The 17,733-nt window shown below is 65.1% G+C and carries 19 protein-coding genes and 2 pseudogenes; 13 read left to right on the plus strand and 8 right to left on the minus strand.

The features are described 5' to 3' along the window. Positions 1 to 6: 6 nt before the first annotated feature. Genes ACQY5K_RS04735 through ACQY5K_RS04745 form a run of 3 tightly spaced genes read left to right on the plus strand, consistent with a single transcriptional unit; the run spans position 7 to position 2,789 of the window. The gene (locus tag ACQY5K_RS04735; RefSeq protein ID WP_428120528.1) at positions 7 to 1,383 is read left to right on the plus strand and encodes an LLM class flavin-dependent oxidoreductase; all 1,377 of its coding nucleotides are present in this window, start codon (positions 7 to 9) and stop codon (positions 1,381 to 1,383) included. Further along, a complete protein-coding gene (locus ACQY5K_RS04740) occupies positions 1,380 to 2,045 on the plus strand; it encodes a maleylpyruvate isomerase N-terminal domain-containing protein (protein ID WP_428120530.1) in 666 nt (221 codons plus the stop codon). The genes ACQY5K_RS04735 and ACQY5K_RS04740 overlap by 4 nt, the downstream gene beginning before the upstream one ends. Positions 2,046 to 2,087: 42 nt before the next feature. Beyond that, positions 2,088 to 2,789, plus strand: coding sequence for a D-2-hydroxyacid dehydrogenase (locus tag ACQY5K_RS04745; protein WP_428120532.1), 702 nt, complete (start codon positions 2,088 to 2,090; stop codon positions 2,787 to 2,789). A gap of 129 nt (positions 2,790 to 2,918) precedes the next feature. On the opposite strand, the gene ACQY5K_RS04750 is transcribed toward ACQY5K_RS04745, so the two are convergent. After that, positions 2,919 to 4,214, minus strand: coding sequence for an ISL3 family transposase (locus ACQY5K_RS04750; RefSeq protein ID WP_428120534.1), 1,296 nt, complete (start codon positions 4,212 to 4,214; stop codon positions 2,919 to 2,921). A gap of 185 nt (positions 4,215 to 4,399) precedes the next feature. Continuing rightward, a pseudogene (locus tag ACQY5K_RS04755) lies at positions 4,400 to 4,669 on the minus strand (type I restriction enzyme endonuclease domain-containing protein); the annotation flags it as partial. A 444-nt stretch (positions 4,670 to 5,113) separates the two neighbouring features. Here ACQY5K_RS04755 and ACQY5K_RS04760 point away from each other — a divergent pair. The 3 genes from ACQY5K_RS04760 to ACQY5K_RS04770 all read left to right on the plus strand — a co-directional run bounded on the left by ACQY5K_RS04760 (position 5,114) and on the right by ACQY5K_RS04770 (position 6,831). Next, a complete protein-coding gene (locus ACQY5K_RS04760) occupies positions 5,114 to 5,368 on the plus strand; it encodes a type II toxin-antitoxin system RelB/DinJ family antitoxin (protein WP_423921991.1) in 255 nt (84 codons plus the stop codon). Positions 5,369 to 5,374: 6 nt separating this feature from the next. Further along, complete coding sequence (locus tag ACQY5K_RS04765; protein ID WP_428120537.1) at positions 5,375 to 5,641, plus strand: type II toxin-antitoxin system RelE/ParE family toxin; 267 nt, start codon at positions 5,375 to 5,377, stop codon at positions 5,639 to 5,641. A gap of 95 nt (positions 5,642 to 5,736) precedes the next feature. Continuing rightward, on the plus strand, positions 5,737 to 6,831 hold the full coding sequence (locus tag ACQY5K_RS04770) for an IS630 family transposase (protein ID WP_428122551.1): 1,095 nt from the start codon (positions 5,737 to 5,739) through the stop codon (positions 6,829 to 6,831). A gap of 204 nt (positions 6,832 to 7,035) precedes the next feature. Here the strand turns inward: ACQY5K_RS04770 and ACQY5K_RS04775 are convergent. After that, positions 7,036 to 8,481: pseudogene (locus ACQY5K_RS04775) on the minus strand (transposase); the annotation flags it as partial. 338 nt (positions 8,482 to 8,819) lie between these two features. Between ACQY5K_RS04775 and ACQY5K_RS04780 the strand changes: the two are divergent. Together ACQY5K_RS04780 and ACQY5K_RS04785 are read left to right on the plus strand one after the other, a co-directional pair. After that, positions 8,820 to 9,188, plus strand: a complete 369-nt coding sequence (locus tag ACQY5K_RS04780; RefSeq protein ID WP_428120539.1) for a hypothetical protein — start codon at positions 8,820 to 8,822, stop codon at positions 9,186 to 9,188. 18 nt (positions 9,189 to 9,206) lie between these two features. Then, positions 9,207 to 9,992, plus strand: coding sequence for a hypothetical protein (locus ACQY5K_RS04785; protein WP_428120541.1), 786 nt, complete (start codon positions 9,207 to 9,209; stop codon positions 9,990 to 9,992). Between the two features lie 85 nt (positions 9,993 to 10,077). Here the strand turns inward: ACQY5K_RS04785 and ACQY5K_RS04790 are convergent, their stop codons facing one another. The 5 genes from ACQY5K_RS04790 to ACQY5K_RS04810 form a co-directional block, all read right to left on the minus strand. Continuing rightward, positions 10,078 to 11,241 (minus strand): enolase C-terminal domain-like protein, encoded by a 1,164-nt coding sequence (locus ACQY5K_RS04790; protein ID WP_428120543.1) that lies wholly within the window; start codon positions 11,239 to 11,241, stop codon positions 10,078 to 10,080. Further along, on the minus strand, positions 11,238 to 12,029 hold the full coding sequence (gene udp, locus ACQY5K_RS04795; protein ID WP_428120545.1) for a uridine phosphorylase: 792 nt from the start codon (positions 12,027 to 12,029) through the stop codon (positions 11,238 to 11,240). Before udp ends, ACQY5K_RS04790 begins: the two co-directional genes overlap by 4 nt. 224 nt (positions 12,030 to 12,253) lie before the next feature. Then, complete coding sequence (locus ACQY5K_RS04800; RefSeq protein ID WP_428120547.1) at positions 12,254 to 12,397, minus strand: hypothetical protein; 144 nt, start codon at positions 12,395 to 12,397, stop codon at positions 12,254 to 12,256. Next, positions 12,366 to 12,683, minus strand: a complete 318-nt coding sequence (locus ACQY5K_RS04805; RefSeq protein ID WP_428120549.1) for a type II toxin-antitoxin system PemK/MazF family toxin — start codon at positions 12,681 to 12,683, stop codon at positions 12,366 to 12,368. The genes ACQY5K_RS04800 and ACQY5K_RS04805 overlap by 32 nt, the downstream gene beginning before the upstream one ends. After that, complete coding sequence (locus ACQY5K_RS04810) at positions 12,677 to 12,907, minus strand: hypothetical protein (protein ID WP_428120551.1); 231 nt, start codon at positions 12,905 to 12,907, stop codon at positions 12,677 to 12,679. The genes ACQY5K_RS04805 and ACQY5K_RS04810 overlap by 7 nt, the downstream gene beginning before the upstream one ends. A gap of 136 nt (positions 12,908 to 13,043) precedes the next feature. On the opposite strand from ACQY5K_RS04810, the gene ACQY5K_RS04815 reads away from it, so the two are divergent. The 5 genes from ACQY5K_RS04815 (at position 13,044) to ACQY5K_RS04835 (ending at position 17,728) form a co-directional block, all read left to right on the plus strand. Continuing rightward, a complete protein-coding gene (locus ACQY5K_RS04815) occupies positions 13,044 to 13,346 on the plus strand; it encodes a DUF2442 domain-containing protein (protein ID WP_428120553.1) in 303 nt (100 codons plus the stop codon). Between the two features lie 18 nt (positions 13,347 to 13,364). Then, a complete protein-coding gene (locus tag ACQY5K_RS04820; RefSeq protein ID WP_428120555.1) occupies positions 13,365 to 13,625 on the plus strand; it encodes a DUF4160 domain-containing protein in 261 nt (86 codons plus the stop codon). A 76-nt stretch (positions 13,626 to 13,701) separates the two neighbouring features. Next, positions 13,702 to 15,315: a flavin-containing monooxygenase gene (locus tag ACQY5K_RS04825; protein ID WP_428120557.1), complete on the plus strand. Its 1,614-nt coding sequence runs from the start codon at positions 13,702 to 13,704 to the stop codon at positions 15,313 to 15,315. A 299-nt stretch (positions 15,316 to 15,614) separates the two neighbouring features. Continuing rightward, complete coding sequence (locus ACQY5K_RS04830) at positions 15,615 to 16,703, plus strand: aromatic ring-hydroxylating oxygenase subunit alpha (protein ID WP_428120559.1); 1,089 nt, start codon at positions 15,615 to 15,617, stop codon at positions 16,701 to 16,703. Continuing rightward, positions 16,700 to 17,728 (plus strand): hypothetical protein, encoded by a 1,029-nt coding sequence (locus ACQY5K_RS04835; protein WP_428120561.1) that lies wholly within the window; start codon positions 16,700 to 16,702, stop codon positions 17,726 to 17,728. Before ACQY5K_RS04830 ends, ACQY5K_RS04835 begins: the two co-directional genes overlap by 4 nt. The last annotated feature ends 5 nt before the right edge of the window (positions 17,729 to 17,733 follow it).

Consider the following 17,733-nt stretch of genomic DNA (forward strand, 5'->3'; position numbering starts at 1 on the left):
AGACCGATGAGTCGTGGCGAGATGCATCTGAGTGCATTCATCCAGGCGTCGCCAAATCATCAGATCAAGGGGATGTGGAAACACCCTGCGGACGAGACGTCGTGGGGCTACCGGACTTTGAGCTGGTGGCAGGACCTCGTGCGCACCCTGGAGAGGGGCTGCTTCGACGGGATCTTCTTCGCAGACGTCTTGGGCACATACGACGTCTACGGGGCGAGTCGCGAGGCTGCCTTGCGTGGTGCGGTCCAGATTCCCGGCATCGACCCCACCCTGCTGATCCCGGCGTTGGCGGCGTGCACCGAGAACCTCGGCTTCGCAGTGACTATGTCGACCAGCCACCACGCCCCCTACCACACGGCCCGGCTGTTCTCGACCCTCGACCACCTCACCGCAGGCCGTGTCGGCTGGAACATCGTGACCTCGTACCTGTCCGATGCCGAACGCCAGGGACTCGGCGAGATCCTGCCCCACGACGCTCGTTACGACCGGGCCGACGAGTACGTCGATGTCTGCCTGAAGCTGTGGGAACGCAGCTGGGAGGACGGCGCGATCGTCCTCGATGCCGAGGCCGACACGTTCACCGACCCGGCGAAGGTGCACGAGATCAACCATTCCGGTGATTGGTTCACCGTCGAAGGCCCCCACATGGTCGAACCCTCCCCTCAGCGCACACCAGTGCTGTACCAGGCAGGAAACTCGGCGCGCGGTGTCGAGTTCGCTGCGAACACGGGAGAGGTCGTGTTCATGTCTGTGCCAGGCAACGACCGGGGTGCCGCTGTTGTGGCATCGCTGCGCGAACATGCCGCGGCAGCCGGCCGAGATCCCGAACAGATCAGGGCCCTGCAGGTGGCGCGGGTCGTGGTCGCCGAGACCGATGCGCAAGCCCGGGCGATGCGCGACGAGTGGTCACGGTTGTTCTCCGTCGACGGCTACCTCGCTCTCTACGGTGGCTGGACGGGCATCGACTTAGGCGGCCACCCGCCGGACACACCGATCGATGACATCGAAGCGAACGCGATCCGCACCCAGGTCGAGCGCTGGAAACTGGAAGATCCCGAGAGGACCTGGACCGTCGGCGATGTCGCCCGACGGCTTTCGGAGACCGCCGGCGGGCTGGGATTTGTGGGTTCACCGGCCGCCGTTGCCGATCAGATGGAGGCGTTCATGGAGACCACCGGCGTCGACGGGTTCAACGTGACGACGGCTCCGGTCCCGTTGGGGTTCACCCAAGTGGTCGACTTGCTGGTGCCCGAGCTCCAGCGGCGTGGTCGATTCCGCACCAGCTACGAGGGCAGTACTTTCCGGGAGAACTTCTTCGGTGCCGGCCAGCGGCACCTGCACCCCACCTACCCCCGTCCGAAACGCAACGAGATCAGCCCATGACGCCTGCCGCCAACTCGTCGATCGACTCAGCCCGCGTCCGGGCCCTCGTCGTCGAAGCCGTCACCCAATCGGCCGAACTCATCGACACCCCGGCCACAGCCGAGCTATGGGACCAGCCCTCGGCCCTCGAAGGCATGACGGTCGGAGCACTCTGCGCCCACCTCGTACGCGCCGCCGGCGCGACGATCGCCTACCTGGACCGCACCCCACCCGACCGGCGCGCCGACGGCGACCTCCTCACCGCGGTCACCTACTTCCACGCCGCGGTCGACTCCCCCGTCCACGAACAGATCAAGGACGTCTCCGCATCCGAATCGGCCATCGGTCACCAAGCCACCGCAGACAAGTGCCGCCAACTGGCCGACGACCTGCAAACACGACTGGCTGACGAACCCGCCGACCGCCTCGTCGCCGCACTGGGAGGCCGACTCCTCACCCTCGACGATTTCTGCCGCACCAGGCTGATAGAAGTCCTCCTCCATCTCGACGACCTCGCCATCAGCACCGGCCAGACTCGCCCGACCACCGACCCACTCGGCCCAGCGATCATCATCGAGATCTGCATCGACATCGCCCGCAACCGCAACGGCGACTGGAACGTCCTCTACGCCCTGACCCGAGCAGAACGCTCAAGCGACCCCGCAGTATTCCCCGTCTTCTAATCCCCACCCCACAACGCACCCACCTGCGCTGAGCACCCCGTTGTGGTCACCAACATGCGCGGCGTGTACAACGACCACATCGCCACCCACGTGATGGCGTTCCTGCTCGCCTTCGCCCGAAGGTTGCCGCACTACGCACACGACCAGCGCAACCGGGAGTATCGACGTGGAATTGCCCCGGTCCTGCACCTTGCAGACTCGACCGTGCTGTTCATCGGCGCCGGCGGTGTCGCCCACCAGGCAGCCCACTACCTGCAGCCATGGGGGCCGAGAATCGTGGCCGTCGACGCCCGCCCCGAGACCACATCGGGCGGGGCGATCGACGCCGTGTTCGGCACCGACGACCTCGAAGCTCAGCTTCCGATGGCCGACGCAATCGTGATGACGGTTCCCCACACACCCGACAGCGAGGGGATGCTGGGCCGTCGACAGTTCGCGCTGATGAAGCCCACGGCCGTGTTCATCAACATCGGGCGCGGCATGACCGTCGTGCTCGACGATCTCGTCAACGCGCTGGAGGCCGGTGATCTCGCCGGCACAGGCCTCGACGTCTTCGACCAGGAGCCGCTGCCACCGGACCACCGGATCTGGGCACTGCCCAACGTGCTCATCACACCGCACGTGGCCATGGTCGGCCCCGACATCGACCAACGGCGATTCGACCTCATCGCCGACAACTGTCGTCGCCTGCTCGCCGACGAACCGCTCCACTACGTCGTCGCCGACAAGATCCTCGGCTTCTAACCCGGACCGCAGTCAGACTCGCCCCGACCAGGGGCTTCCGGGCATCGAACGGGGACACGAACCCGACATACATGGCCCCAAGGGACCCGAGACGCCGTCATGGCCCTGACATTGGAGGCTCTTCGCGTTTTAGGGTGGAGTGAGGGTGTCGAGGAGTGTCCAGTCGGGTTTGCCGGCGTAGAGGAGTGCTCGGATTCGGTAGTGCTCGAAGTTGGTGAGACCGGACGCGTTGCGTTTGATGAGCTTGGCGAGATTGTTCGCTGCCTCGGTGGGTCCGTTGGTGACGCGTGAGAGGTGCCAGTTGGCGATCTGGGTGCGCCAGCGTCCAAGGGTGCGGCCGAGCCTGTTCATCTCCGGGGACCAGGCGGGATCGCGCAGATCGAGGGCGAGCGCGTCGAGGGCTCGTCGGGCGAGGCGGTGGCTGGGGATCTGGTAGGTCTGGCGCAGGGTCTCTTTGGCGTGCCAGGCGTCTCGCAGCTCACCGCGGGGATCGCCGGCTGCGAGCAGGCCGCGCAGCTTCGCGTCGCTGTCTGTGCTGAGGCGTTCGTGGGCCATGGTGAGCGGCTTGCGGACCCGGTACAGCGGGCCGTTTTTGGTGCCCCGCCCGCCGAGGGTGTCGTTCTGGACGCGGCGGCGCACCTCGTCGACCATCTGGTTGCCCAAGCGCACGACGTGGAACGGGTCCGCGACCTGGCGTGCGTGCGCCAGCGCGGTGTCGAACGCCTTGCGGTACGGACCTGACAGGTCCATCACCGCCCAGCGGACCGCCCGGCGCCACTGCGGCGTGCTTGCCTCCAGCCATTTGATCGCCGGATTGGCTGTGCGGCCTGCGACGATGTCGAGCAGGATCCCGCGGCGGGCGTCCACGATCGTGGTGCCCCACCGTTTGCGCCGGTACTTGCCGTGGCGCCACATCAAGATCTCGTCGAGCCCCAGCGCGGTGACGCCGTCGATGCGGCCGCGGTCCGCGGCGAGCAGCGCTGTTCCCCAGCGCCGCACTTCGCCCATCACGGTGTGCCAATTGCAGCCCAGCTCCGCGGCGATCTCTTTGACGGTGCGGCCCCGCCCCACCCGACGCGTCGCCCGGCGCGCTGCCCGCGACGTCAAACGCGCCCGCGGCGGCGCTATCTCTGGCGACTGCTCAGTAAACGTCCCCACCGCGCAGTCCCCATTCGGACAGCGCCAGCGGCGCTTTGCCAACACCAGCCGCACCGGCCGCCCGAACGACCCCAGGTCCACCAGCTCCGCACGCCTGACGCCGCTCGACCACACAGACCCGCCGCAGGACCCGCACACCGGTCGCGGCGAACGAAGCCGCACCAGGACCCTCAACGGCCGGCCCGGCTCGTCGCCCACCGACACCACTTCCACATCGGCGCCGAGTCCGACCAGCAGCTCATTGACACGCGTAGGGTCGCTCTCCACGGGGATCCTCCAGGACTCGGCGGCATAGACACCTCCGATTCTGGGGGATCCCCCGCGTTCACACCGGGACCCTCACACCACCAACTCCACCCTCAAACGCGAAGCGCCCCGTTTCCGCTATCACGACGCAGCCGGGCACTCCGCCTGCTGGCAAGGACCAGAACCCGCTCTTCTGCGGCACCCGACTACTCGGCGCCCACCGACAGTTCCGCCTGCCGCAGCACAAGCTGGGTAGCGCCTTCCGCCAGGTCTGGCGGATAGCCGTACTTGGCCAGCAGCCGGCGGTCGTTGCGACGCAGGTTCGCACGCACCGACTCACGCTCGGTCCAGTCGAGCTTTGGCATCGCCTTGACAATTTCGGTCAGCTCCCGCGCCATCAGCCTCAGTGCGTCGCTCTGCATGACTTCGATTGCCGACTCGTTGTCTGCGAGCGCATCGTAGAACGCGGTCTCTTCGGTCTCGACGAGGAACGGGAGCCGCTCGGTCCGATGCAGGCGCATGACGGCTGGCAGCCCGGCCGGAGTCGCAATCAGAAGCGCTCCATGACTCAAGCGCGGAGATCGGAGACAGAGCCGTACTCGCACTCTTCCCTGTACAAGAGGGCGAACAGCAGCAAGAGATCCAAGACAACGACGAACCGGCGCCGCCTACTCGCCGGCGAGCCGCTCCACTACGTTGTCGCGGACAAGATCCTCGGCTTCTGACCACAGCCGCATCGCCTATGTCGATGCACTCGACGATAAAAAGGCCAGGATTGTGGCCATTGGAGCCCTGTCCCTCAGCAAGAAAACGGCCACTGGGCTCATCACGCCCCGCGACATACTGGCTCTCGCTCGACGCATCAGACTCCAGTGTTCCTCGTTTGAGGTACACTCGTGTGGCACGCAGGAGATCGCGCTATGGCCAAGACCGAGATGATCCGAGCTCGGGTCGAACCGGATCTGAAGGTGCAAGCCGAGCGTGTCCTTCGCGAACTCGGATTGTCGGCCACTGAGGCGATCACTCTGTTCTACAAGCAAGTAGTCCTGCGGCAAGGCGTTCCGTTTGACGTCAGCATCCCGAACGCCGAAACCGTCGAAGCCCTGCGACAGGCCCGGGAGCCCGACGAGCTGACCGAGTACTCAAGCCTCGACGAACTCAAAGCCACGCTGTAGCCCGCAGTGACTCTGCGGACGACGAATCGCTTCGAAAGGGACCTCAAGCGCGTCAAGCGGCGCGGCAAGGACCTCAACAAGCTGTGGGCCGTGCTGGAGATTCTCATGGCGGGCGACGAACTACATTCCCGTCACCGACCGCACCGCTTGTCGGGACAGTGGTCGGATTTCTGGGAATGCCACATCGAGCCTGACTGGCTGCTGATCTGGGACCGCCAGGAACACGCGCTCGTGCTTGTCCGAACGGGCACACACAGCGATCTCTTTGGCTGATCACAGCCCACTACTAGTGTCTTGTTTGGCTAGTTCGGCGCGTTATCATGGTGGGGCGGCAGCGTGGCTGCGGCAGGCGATGATCGGAGGCGGACATGGGTGCACGGCGGGGACGGCCGACGGTCGCGATCGTGCTGGACGGCGAGGAACGCGAGACGCTCGAGCGGTGGGCGCGGCGGCCCAAGTCGTCCCAGGCGCTGGCGCTGCGGTGCCGCATCGTGCTGGGCGCGGCCGAGGGCCGCCCCAACAAGGAGATCGCTGCGGGGCTGGGGTGCCATCCCGCGACGGTGTCCAAGTGGCGCCGCCGGTTCGCCGAGCGCCGCCTCGACGGGCTCTGCGACGACCCGCGGCCGGGCCCGCCGCGCACCATCGACGACGCCGCCGTCGAGAGGGTGATCGTGCTCACCCTGGAGAGCACGCCGGCGGACGCGACGCACTGGTCGGTGCGGTCGATGGCCAAAGCGGCGGGCATCTCGCCGTCGTCGGTGCATGCCATCTGGCAGGCGTTCGGGCTCAAGCCCCACCTCGCCGAGGAGTCCGAGCTGTCCCCGGACCCGCAGTTCATCGACAAGGTCCGCGACGTGGCCGGGCTGTACCTGAACCCCCCCGAGGCCGCGGTGGTGCTGTGCGTGGACGAAAAGACCCAGATACAGGCACTGGACCGCACCGCCCCGATCCTGCCGCTGATGCCCGGCACACCCCAGAGGCGCACCCACGACTACCGCCGCCACGGCACCACCGACCTGTTCGCGGCCCTCGACACCGCCTCGGGCAAGGTCATCACCTCGATGACGCCGCGGCACCGCGCCGAGGAGTTCCGCAAGTTCTTGAACCTCATCGACAAAGAGATCCCGCAGCACCTCGACGTGCACATCGTGCTCGACAACGTCTCCACCCACAAAACGCCCTCCATCAAGCGCTGGCTGCTGCGCCACCCCCGCTTCAAGCTCCACTTCACCCCCACCTACAGCTCCTGGATGAACCTCGTCGAGCGCTGGTTCTCCGAGCTGACCACCAAATGGCTCCGCCGCGGCACCCACACCAGCGTCACAGACCTCAAAGACTCCATCAACGCCTGGGTCGACAACTGGAACAACGACCCCAAACCCTTCATATGGCGCAAGACCGCCGACGAGATACTCGACAGCCTCGCCACATATATCCAACGAATTCCCCAAACAGGACACTAGGAGGGTGGTCGGCAATTGGGGTGTGGTGTGTGTTGTTTGTTGTGCGTGCGCGGTTGTCTGGTTGGTGGTTCGGGGTGGGTTGGGCGCGGGTGTTCTGCGTGATGATGCCCAGGCACATCGTCGGTCGGCCAGTGGGGCCCGGGGTCGCTGGTCGGGGCGGGTGTTCTGCCTGATGATGCCGAGGCGGCCGGCGCGGTCGAGGTTGAGGGCGGCGATGCGCAGGTCGAGCCACAGGTTGGCTTTGTCGAGGCCGCGCCAGGGGACGTTTTTGGTGCGGGACTTGATCTGGGCGATCTTGCGTTCGGCCTGGGATCGCAGTCGGTATCTGGCGAGGAATTCGGGTTCGTGGCGTTGTGCTCTCGCGGGGGCGAGGAGTTCTTCATATGGGTTGATCTCGATGATGCGGCCGCCGTCGCGTGTGGTGCATCGCGCCTTGAGCTCGCATTGGGAGCAGTCCGTTGCCGCGAACCGCACCTGGCGCCGTTTGGCGCCGCGCGGCGGGATGGGTGCGGTGTTTGCCTGCGGGCAGGTGACCGTCGCTGCTTCGAGGTCGATGTCGAAGTCGGCTTTGGTGAGCATGCCTTCGCGGGCCGGGATCGGCGCGGCGGGCGCGACGAGGTCGATGCCTCGGTCGGCCATCGCTCGGCGGGTGGGCCCGGATCCGTAGTGGGTGTCGGCGATGATCTCCGCGACCGGGACCGGGTCGGCGTCGATGAGGTCACCGATCACAGCGGCGTCGTGGACGGTCGCGAGCGTCGCGGTCGCTGAGCAGATCAGGTCCGAGTCCACATCCGCGGACACGTGCAGCTTGTAGCCGTCGTAGCGGTCGGTGCGCGAACGGTGCCCGTGCCGGGCGTCGGGATCGACTGTGGAGACGACCCGGCCCGGGGCCACCCTTTGAGCTATCCGTGCTGTTTCGGCTCCGTCGTCGGCGGCGGCGATCTCGATGTCCTGGCCCGCCACGACCCTCAACAGCTCGACCGCTGCTGCCAGGCCGGGATCGTCGAAACGGGCGCAGAACCCGATGACGGTCTCGGCGTCGCCGAACAGCTCCGCGACCAAAGCAGCCCGCGCCCGGGGGTCTGCCCACATGACCTGCGGCTTGCCTTGCCGCCCGTAGTCGTCGCGCGACAACAGCCCGGCCAGCACCGCTGCGGCCCCGGCATCGGCGTCGAGCGCTGCCAGCGCCCCGAGGCACTTGCGGACCCCGGACCTGATCAGCGTGATCGTGTCCTGGGTCAGCACGCAGTCCGCCACACCGGTCGAGTCCATCGTGCGGCGATGGCCGATCACCCCAGCGCGCTTGGCCGCGATCTTGACACGATCCCCCAAAAACGACTCCATCCCGGCGCGCACCAGACGCGCCCGGAACTCCACCAGCACCACATGCGCGATCCCGCGATGCTCCAACGGCAGACCCAGCGCCGCTTTCCACGACATGTCGAACCGCGACCGCCGCTCAGCCTCACGGTCCGACACCCCATAGAACAACCCCAACAACAACAACGCCGCCACCACCGACGGCGGATGCGACCGCCGACCACGGCCCGACGCATACAACGCATCAAAATCGGCATCACAGAACAACTCGCCCCGAGCCTGCCCCAACGTCGCCAAAAAACCCTCAGAGTCGAGCAGGCCGCCCACCATCACCCCGACATCGAAAATCGAACCCTGACCATCAGCCGAACCGCGCACCCCACCATCATCCGCGATCACGCCCCCCAACACCAGGACCCACACCCGAACTTTCCGACCACCCTCCTAGAGGGAGCTCGTCGAGGACTTCAAGACGTTCAGGCCAGAATTGCCTCGCCATACCTTGAGACTCGAGGTGGTCGGTCAGGTCGCGCACGCTCGGGACCGACCCCGCATTGACGAGTGCCGCCAGGGGCAGATTCTTCCAGCCGCAACTACATTGAGCCGAGGCGGGAAGCGAACGTGGCGTCACGTCAATTCGACTCAACAATTCCAAGGCACTGCGACGCATGAACGTGAGCGAAGAAACCCCCAGTGAGCTTCTGACCGCTTCGGAGGCCGCTCTTGAGTGGATCAACGCAACGCAGGAGTCGCACTACGAGATCACCGGAGTCATCGACGCCGTAGACACCGTGGCACGAGCACGAGAAGGGTCCTTCGAACTGGGCTTGGTGCTGTGCGACGGCGACGTCTGTGCCCGTGAGCAGGTAGTGGTCGAACGATCGGCCGAGGGCCTTCGAGTGTCGGCCGCCGACGTTGGCGATCCGCTGATCCCGCCGCTGCTCGACCCGCCGATCGGGGTACGCACCGGGTGGCTAAACGCCCAACTCGACAAGCACAAGTTTGTCGTCCTGGTGTTCTACCGCGGCTTGTGGTGACCTCCATGCCGCCGCGAGTTGCGCGGCTTTGGAAAGTCGGGAGTCGTCGAGGAGATCCGGGCTGCGGGCGGCGGGATCTTCGCCGTCTCCAGTGAACCCCAGAGTCTCGCGAGCGAAGCACAGGACACATGGGAATTGGAATATCAAGCGGTAGGCGACCCGCACCACGAGATCCTCGGAGACTGCCGCGAGACTGACCGATTCGACCTCTACATCGGCGACACAGCAGTATTGGAGCGACACTGGTCCTCGCACCCGAACGGCATCTTCCAAGCCGGGATTCTGGCCCTCACCGAGGACCATCGAGTGCTGTACCGGTGGCACTGTCGCCCAACTCATCAGAATCGTGGTGGCGCCTCCGGTCGAGTCACCGCGTCGCATGTGTGGTCTCGCATCCGAGACGGACTAGCCAGCGACACCGACGCCGCATGGGATACCGATCCCCCACTCGACGCCCCAGAGGCCTTCTGGCCGTACTTCGTCGCTCAGCTGTTTGCCCATGGATGGTTCATCAAGCCGAAGCGGTTCCCACTCGGCCGATCCGACGACAAGCCGACTGCGCGCGTGTCCGCGATGAAACCACGACTCATTGGATTCGCCGCGGCGTGGGCCATCTGCTTCGTGCTCCTGCCAGCTCGCCGAGTCCTCCTCGCTCTGGCCGGCTACGCCGTGGCTATCACACCGGCCGTCCGCCGAGTGAATCGCGAGTTCTCGCACATTCCCGCCGGCAGCACGCCCGAGCCAGGCGGGCGAAGCCTCGGCACCGAGCCCCCGAAGCCCCACCCTCGACAGCCGAGTCGCTGAGACGATCTCGAACCGACTGACCGAGTTGGAGGCAGAAGCTTGAGATCGCGCCGCCTTGCACCAAGTGGCGGAAGGGCGAGTCGAGTTACTCGAAGGTGCGCCTAGCCGTTTCCCAAGCGTTGATCTTGTCCCAGTCGTACTCCACTCCCAGCCCGGGGCCGGTGGGTACAGCGACGTATCCATCAGCATCCACATCGTCGAGGCCATCGCCATAACCGTCTGCGTAGATCGGCGGTTGCAGGCAGTTTTGCGATGTGTCGGGATTGACCAAGCCGAGTTCGTAGAAAAGCGTGTTGGGTATGGCGGACATGCAGTGTCGGTGCATCGGGCCGGCCGTGTGGAGCTGTACCTCCATGCCGATGGCGTCGCAGAAGTGGGCCAGTCTCATCGTGCCGGTGATGCCGCCGTCCAACTCGGGATCGATGTGCATGATGTCGGTGCCACGAGCGAGCACGAAGTCGGCCTTTTGCTCGAATCCTCGGATGTGCTCGGCAATGAGCATCGGTGTGCGGACGAAGTCTCGCAGACGCTTGTGAGCGGCGGCGCTCGAAGAGGCATCGCGGTACGGGTCTTCGTACCAGAGGAATCCCAAGTCATCGCAAGCCCGACCGACTTCTACGGCATCCATGAATGACCCCAAGGACGACGCGGGGTCTGTCATCAACTTCATCGTGGACCCGACGCGATCGCGAACCGCTGTCATGATGTCGATCTCGTTGTCCACGTCGCCGTCGAAGAAACCGTGAATCTTGAACGCCGGGAAACCGCGTTGCTGGCATTCCTCCGCGAAGTCTGCGTACTTGTCGATGCTGTCTAGGCCGCCGGGCGTCTTTTGGCCCGGTGTCGTGCTCGCATATGTCGGCAGCCGTTCCCGGTACCCGCCCAACAACTGGCTGATGGAGGCGCCGTACTTCTTGCCCGCGAGGTCCCACAGGGCTGTGTTTAATGCTGCGATACCGACCTTGTCGTAGTGCCGGAACTGCAGTTTGAGGAGCTCGAATATCCGTTCGCGCTGCTCTGGGTCCCTACCGATCAGGAGTGGCGCCATATCGCTGACCTGCGCCATTGCGTGTTCGGTTGCGCCGAAGTGGGGTGCGTAGCTTCCCGTGTGACCGTCGTCGGTCTCGATCGACACCATGAACTTCGAGACGCTCAGCTCTGCCCCAGGCGAGTAGGTCACGATCGACGGACCGACGTCGGGGAGTTGATACGTGTAGGCCTGAACGACGATGCGGCTGATCTTGCTCACGATGCACCTCGGCGAGATTTCTGTTGAAGCAGGCGCCGGGCGGCCTCGACGACCACGCTGACTGCCCGCTCCTCGATGGCAGCGATGCGGGCCTCGTCGACGACGGCCTCCGACTCGGTCCGCTGAGCGATCACACCGGCGACGCACCCGGCCCGCCAGCCGCTGGCAGCGCACATCGTGAACAAGGTGGCCGACTCCATCTCGTAGTTGAGCACGCCGATGCGACGCCACTCGGCCAGACTGCCCCGCAGCCACGGCACGACGTCGCCGGCCACGGTGTCGTAGCGCTCCTGGCCGGGGTAGAACGTGTCGCTCGACGCCGTGATCCCGACCTGATGGGGAGCGTCGAGGGCGACCGCGGCATCGACCAGGGCCCGGGTGCACTCGAACGAGGAGGCAGCGGGGTATTCCAGCGGTGCGAAGTGGCGGCTCGCCCCGTCGAGGCGGACCGCGGCCTGGGTGATGACCAGGTGACCGATCAACAGATCGGGCTGGATGGATCCGGTGGTGCCGACCCGCAGGAACGTCCGCACGCCGAGCTGGGCCAGCTCCTCGACCGCCACCGAGGTCGACGGCCCGCCGACGCCGGTCGAGCAGACCACCACCAGCTGGCCGTCGATCAACGCCCGATAGCTCGTGAACTCCCGGGTCGAGGCCAAGTGGGTCGGCTCAGCCATCGTCTCGGCGATCCTCGCTACCCGCGCAGGGTCGCCCGGCACGATGGCGAGCGTGGCCCCACCCAGATCGGCGGCTGTCACATCCAGGTGCATCACGCGCTCGTCACTCATCACCCGACCCTATTTCTCAGCCGTCGACTGGGTGACCGATGGCGTGCGACTGGTTTTGCGAAGTTCCGGAGCGCGGCAAGCACCATAGATGTAAGGCAAATGGCGTTTACCTAAACATTGGGCGTAGAGGTTTAGGTTTGCAGTTGAGCCTGCAAGCACTCACACCCGCTCCGAGCTGACTTCTTGGGTGTCGGGGCCAGGACTGCGGTTGGTCCCCGCCGAGGTCACTGCTGCTCGTCGATACGGACGGTGAGCTCGAGGCCTCCCGCGAAGGGAAGGGTCATCGTGCGGAGCTTGTTGGCGGGGTCGTTCAGGAACTCGGCTGCTGACCGATGGTCACAGATCCAGGACGGCTCGCAGTCCGTCATCGATGGCATCCACCAGAGCCCGTGGCAGTCGGCCCGCACGCTCCCCCAGCCATGAGCGATCGACCAGCTCCAATCCGAGCGGCACCGCAACGGAGTCGGTGGGCAGCCCGGTCACCGCAGCGTCGAGCAGGACATTGCCGGCCAGACCGGCCCGATCGAGATTCGAGGTCAGCGGCACAAGATGGGTTTGCCAGACGTCGGCATCGAGAACGTCGTCGCAGGACACGACGACACAAGGCCGACGCTTGTCGAGATCGATCCAGTACACCCCGCCACGCACTACCACGGCGCAGATCGCTCCATCCGCTCGCCAACCGCCATGGCGTCCTCGGCCGTTAGTCCCTCGGGCGCGACGAGCGCCGCATCCGCCACGAGCTGATCGGTGAAGGACCTAGTCGACTGGGCCGCATGGCGCCGGAGCTGATCGGTCACCCACCTCGAGAACGGCACGTGCAGGCTCTCGATGATCGGCAAGACGTCATCGGGCACACTGATCGTCTTATTAGGCACGTATGTATTATACGTACATATCTCAACAAACGCTCTGCAGGAGGCCGTAGCTTTCCAAAATCCGGCGTGATGCACTCAGGCCGACGACAACACCAGGGCAGTTCAGCAGGCCTCGAACTCACCTAGAGTTCTCGGCATGGACGTGTCACTGCCGCCTCAGGCTGTCGAGGTCGAAGCGCGGCAGCCGTTCAAGCTGTGGATCAGATTTGACGATGGTGTGAGCGGCATTGTGGACCTCGCCCAGTGGTCGACCCGAGGAAACTTCGCTACCTGGTCGGATGTGGCCTTCTTCAAGACAGCGCATCTGCGGCCAGACGGCGCTATCGCATGGGGAAAGGACGACAACCTCGAACTCGATCCCTCTGCGATGTATTCGGATCTCACCGGCAAGTGCTTCGAAGACCTGCACCCGAAACCGTGGCCCCAGCTGGCTGGCTGAGATCAACGCAATTCCGTCATGGCCGAACTCAGCCGCTTCTACGGGATCGTCATTCGCATGTACGGCAACGATCACGCTCCGCCACACTTTCATGCCGTCTACGCGGATCGATCAGCGCTCGTGGAAATAGCGACTCTTCGGATGATTCGTGGGAATCTGCCGCGTCGCGCGCGAAGCCTCGTTGCTGAATGGGCCAAGATCCACCAGACCGAGCTTGCCGAGTCGTGGCAGCAACTCAACCGAGGCGAGACCCCACCAAAGATCGATCCGCTGGACTAAACGCTGGTAGCTCTCGGCAAGCACCGGTTGAAGCCGGCGCCGCCATACTGCGAGGCAGGCGATCGAAGGGACAGCAATGAGCGATTCCCGCCAGAGCGAAGTGGCGGTGCTGGGTGCTGGGGTGTCGGGCATCTACCAGATCAAGCGCCTCGTGGACCTCGGCATCGACGCCGTGGTCCTCGAAGCCGAGGACGACCTCGGCGGCACCTGGCACCGCAACCGCTACCCGGGCTGCCGGTTCGACTCCGAGAGCTACACCTACGGCTACTCGTTCTCCAAAGAACTGCTGGACGAATGGCACTGGAAGGAGCGCTTCAGCTCCCAGCCCGAGAACCTGCGCTACCTGAACTACGTGGCCGACAAGTTCGACTTGCGCCGCCACATGCGCTTCAACAAGCGGGTCGAAGCCATGACGTGGGACGAGAGCGAACGCCGCTGGCACCTCTCGCTCGCCGACGGCGACACCCACACCGCTCGCTTCGTGGTCACCAGCCTCGGTCCGCTGTCGGCACCGACCCTGCCTGCCTACCCCGGCATGGACGAGTTCGAAGGCCCGTCATTTCACACGTTCTTCTGGCCCAACGAACCCGTGGAGCTCGCCGGGCAGCGCGTCGGCGTCATCGGCACCGGGGCCACCGGCATTCAGGTGATCGGCGAGATCGCAGACAAGGTCAGCGAGCTCAAGGTGTTCCAGCGCCGGCCCAACTGGAGCACGCCGCTGAACAACTCCCCCATCTCCGAAGCAGAGATGGACGCAATCCGCGATCGCTACGACGAGATCTTCGCCAACTGCGCTGCCTCGCCCCAAGGATTCGAGCACGTGCCCCGCTGGGGATTCTGGGACATGACCGCCGCCGAGCGCCGCGAGCTGTGGGATGAGCTGTACACCCGGTCTGGTTTCGCCATCCTGGCGGGCAACTTCGCTGAGATCTTCGTGGACGAGGCCGCGAACCGGGAGATGTCGGAGTACATCGCCGACCGGATCCGCCAACGGGTCCACGACCCTGCCGTGGCGGAGAAGCTCATCCCCACCGACCACGGCTTCGGACTGCAGCGGCTGCCGCTGGAGACCGACTACTTCGAGGCCTACAACCGCCCCAACGTTGAGCTGGTGGATCTGTCGGAGACACCCATCGAACGCCTGACCGCAACCGGCATCCAAACCGCCGACCGCCACTACGACTTGGACCTGATCGTCTACGCCACCGGCTTCGACGCCATTACCGGGGCATTCGACCGGGTGGACATCCGCGGAGTCGACGGCACCTCGCTCGGCGAGAAATGGCGTGACGGACCCAGCACATACTGCGGCCTGCTGTCGCACGGTTTCCCCAACATGGCGATGGTGGCCGGACCCCAGAGCGTGTCGGGCTCCACAAACTTCCCACGGGCCATCGAGGGCGGCGTCGACTGGGTGACGGGATTGCTCGAATACCTGCGCGAGCACGGATACAGCCGGGTGGAGGCGCAGCCCGAGGCCGAGCAGGAATGGGTGGACGAGGTGATGCGGTTCCACGAACGGCTGCTGTTCCGGCGCAGCAAGGGCTGGTTCACCGGCTACAACTCCAATGTCGCCGGCCACGAGGAAGGCAACGTCCGCTATCAGGCCTACTTCGGCGGGGCCACCCGCTACACCGCCAAGGTCACCGAGCTTGCTGCGAACGGCTACCCCGGCCTCACTATGGCCTGAACCGTCCCGGCAGGTGCGCGCGCCACAGAGGATTCCTCTCCTACCCAGTAGCGGTTTGAACTGGGTCGCACTTCCTCGGGTCGCCTGAGCAATCGAGCCAAGGACTTACACTCGCTTCGGAGCGCCACGGCCGACAGCCCACAGGGCCCGGACGGTGGGAGTGACGTTCGCCATGGCGGTAGCTGATGTCCTGCTACGTTTCGGATAGCGGCGTGAATTTCACAATGCGGAACCGTGGGGAATGGAGGGACGTGATGTCCGATTCGTCCGAGGTAGATCCGGCAGGGACCAGGGTCGCGTTGGACCAGGCGACCCATGCGCCGGGCGCGATCTATGCCAGCCCGGAGATCTTCCGTCGCGAGGTGGCCGAGTACTTCAAACGCGAATGGCTCTACGTGGGACGGGTCGAGGAGCTGGCCGATCCCGGCGACTACATGGCGCTGCGCCTGGTTGGCGAGCCCATACTGCTCTCGCGCGATCGAGACGGTCAGCTGCACGCCAGCTACAACATGTGTGTCCACCGAGGTGTCGAGATTGCATACGGATCGGGCAATCTCAAGGCGTTCAGCTGCCCGTACCACGGCTGGGTATACGGCCTCGACGGCCAGCTGAAGGGGGCCGCCTACATGGCCGAGACCAAGGGCTTCGACGTCGCCGATTGCGCCCTGACACCACTGCGGCTCGACGTCTGGCGGGGCAACATCTTCATCAACTTCGATCACGATGCCGGGCCGCTGGCTGACGCGATGGCCGGGATCGACGAGGAGTTCTCTTTCCTCGGGTGGGAGAAATGCCGCCTGGGCAACAAGATCGAAATCGACCTCGCGTGCAACTGGAAGTTCATACACGAGAACTTGATGGACTTCTACCACGTCGGGGTGCTGCACGCGGACAGCTTCGGCGCCAACTTCAAGTTCGAGCCCGACCACGTGAACGTCAAACCCGACGGCGGTCTTTCGATCTTTTACGATGCCGGCCCTCCCACGCCGGGGGCCGAGCCGCTGCTGGGCAAAATGCCGTGGCTTACCGACAGGCCGCACAGTTTTGCCTGCACTGCGTTCACTTCGCCCAACCTGACATTTTTCGGCCGCATCGATTGCATTCGGCCGATGATCTCGTGGCCGATCGACGAGGGCCGCACCCGGGTGGTCGTCTACCACTTGTTTCCCGAGGAGTTCTTCGACAGGCCGGACTTCGCCGAGACGCTGAAGATCTACCACGACTATCAGATCCTGGTGCTCGAAGAAGACCGGCTCATGATCGAGTCGATGCAACAGGCGATGAGTTCACCCGCCTACCGGCCCGGGCGTATGAGCACCCTGGAGAAGGGCGTTCACAACTTCCTCAACGGCTATCTGGACCGCGTGATCGGTGGAGCGACCCCATGACGGCCGCTGTTGCCGGCGCAGCCGACGTGCTGATGCGCGACTACATGGCGCTGGAGCCGAACGAGACCGTCCTGATCACCGCCGACACCGACAGCGACGAGGTGGTGTGGCAGGCGGTACTCCAAGCATCACTGCTCGCCGGTGCCAATGCATCGGTCATGTTGATCCCGCCGCTTCCGTTTCAAGGCCGCCTTGCCGACCCGTACCTCACCCCGGCCGTTTCGGCCGCAGCGCTGGCCGCCGATGTGTGGATCGATCTCACGTTCCCCTACCTCGCCGGCTCGGAGCTTCACGATCAGGCGATGGAGGGCGAACACATCCGCTATCTGCTGGGTGCCGACCTGAACGCCGGGGGCCTGTTGAGGCTGTTCGGGCGGGTCGATCTCGACCAGTACTTCGCGGTACACCATGGGTTTGACGCGCTGGTGAACGAAGCGGTCGGCAAGACCGTGCGCATCACGGACAACGCCGGCACCGACGTGAGCTTCGTTCTCGGGCAGCGTGGATTCGACAAGCCGCGACGAGCCGACAAACCAGGGACGGTCTTGGTGCCGGGGCAATGCACGTTGTTCCCCGATGTCGAAACGGTGAAGGGGCGCATCGAGGTCGGAGCCATCTTCCACGAGTACTACACACCGCTCGCTGTACCCATGACCCTCGAGATCGATGGCCGCATTCGGGCCATTGCGGGCGGAGGCAATGAGCGATTTGTCGCCGATCGAGCGCTGCGGCGGGCGGGTTCGGACGGCGACTACGGATATGTCATTCACTTCACCCACGGCATCCATCCCACGGCCCGAGTCACCGGCGACTCGTTCATCGAGGACACCCGTGCCCAGGGCAACAACGCCATCGGCATGGGCATGCCGTGGTGGGACCCCGGCGGCGGTGAGAACCACCCCGACGCTGTCTTGTTCTTGCACACCATCGACATCGATGGTCGACGTGTCGTCGAAGACGGCGCCATCGTGGGCCCTGAGTCGCTGGTGGCTCTCGCGGCCGAGCTGCAGCCCGTCGTCGGCTGAGTCTC

The sequence above is a fragment of the Candidatus Poriferisodalis sp. genome (assembly GCF_965262965.1).
Classification (GTDB): domain Bacteria; phylum Actinomycetota; class Acidimicrobiia; order Acidimicrobiales; family Poriferisodalaceae; genus Poriferisodalis.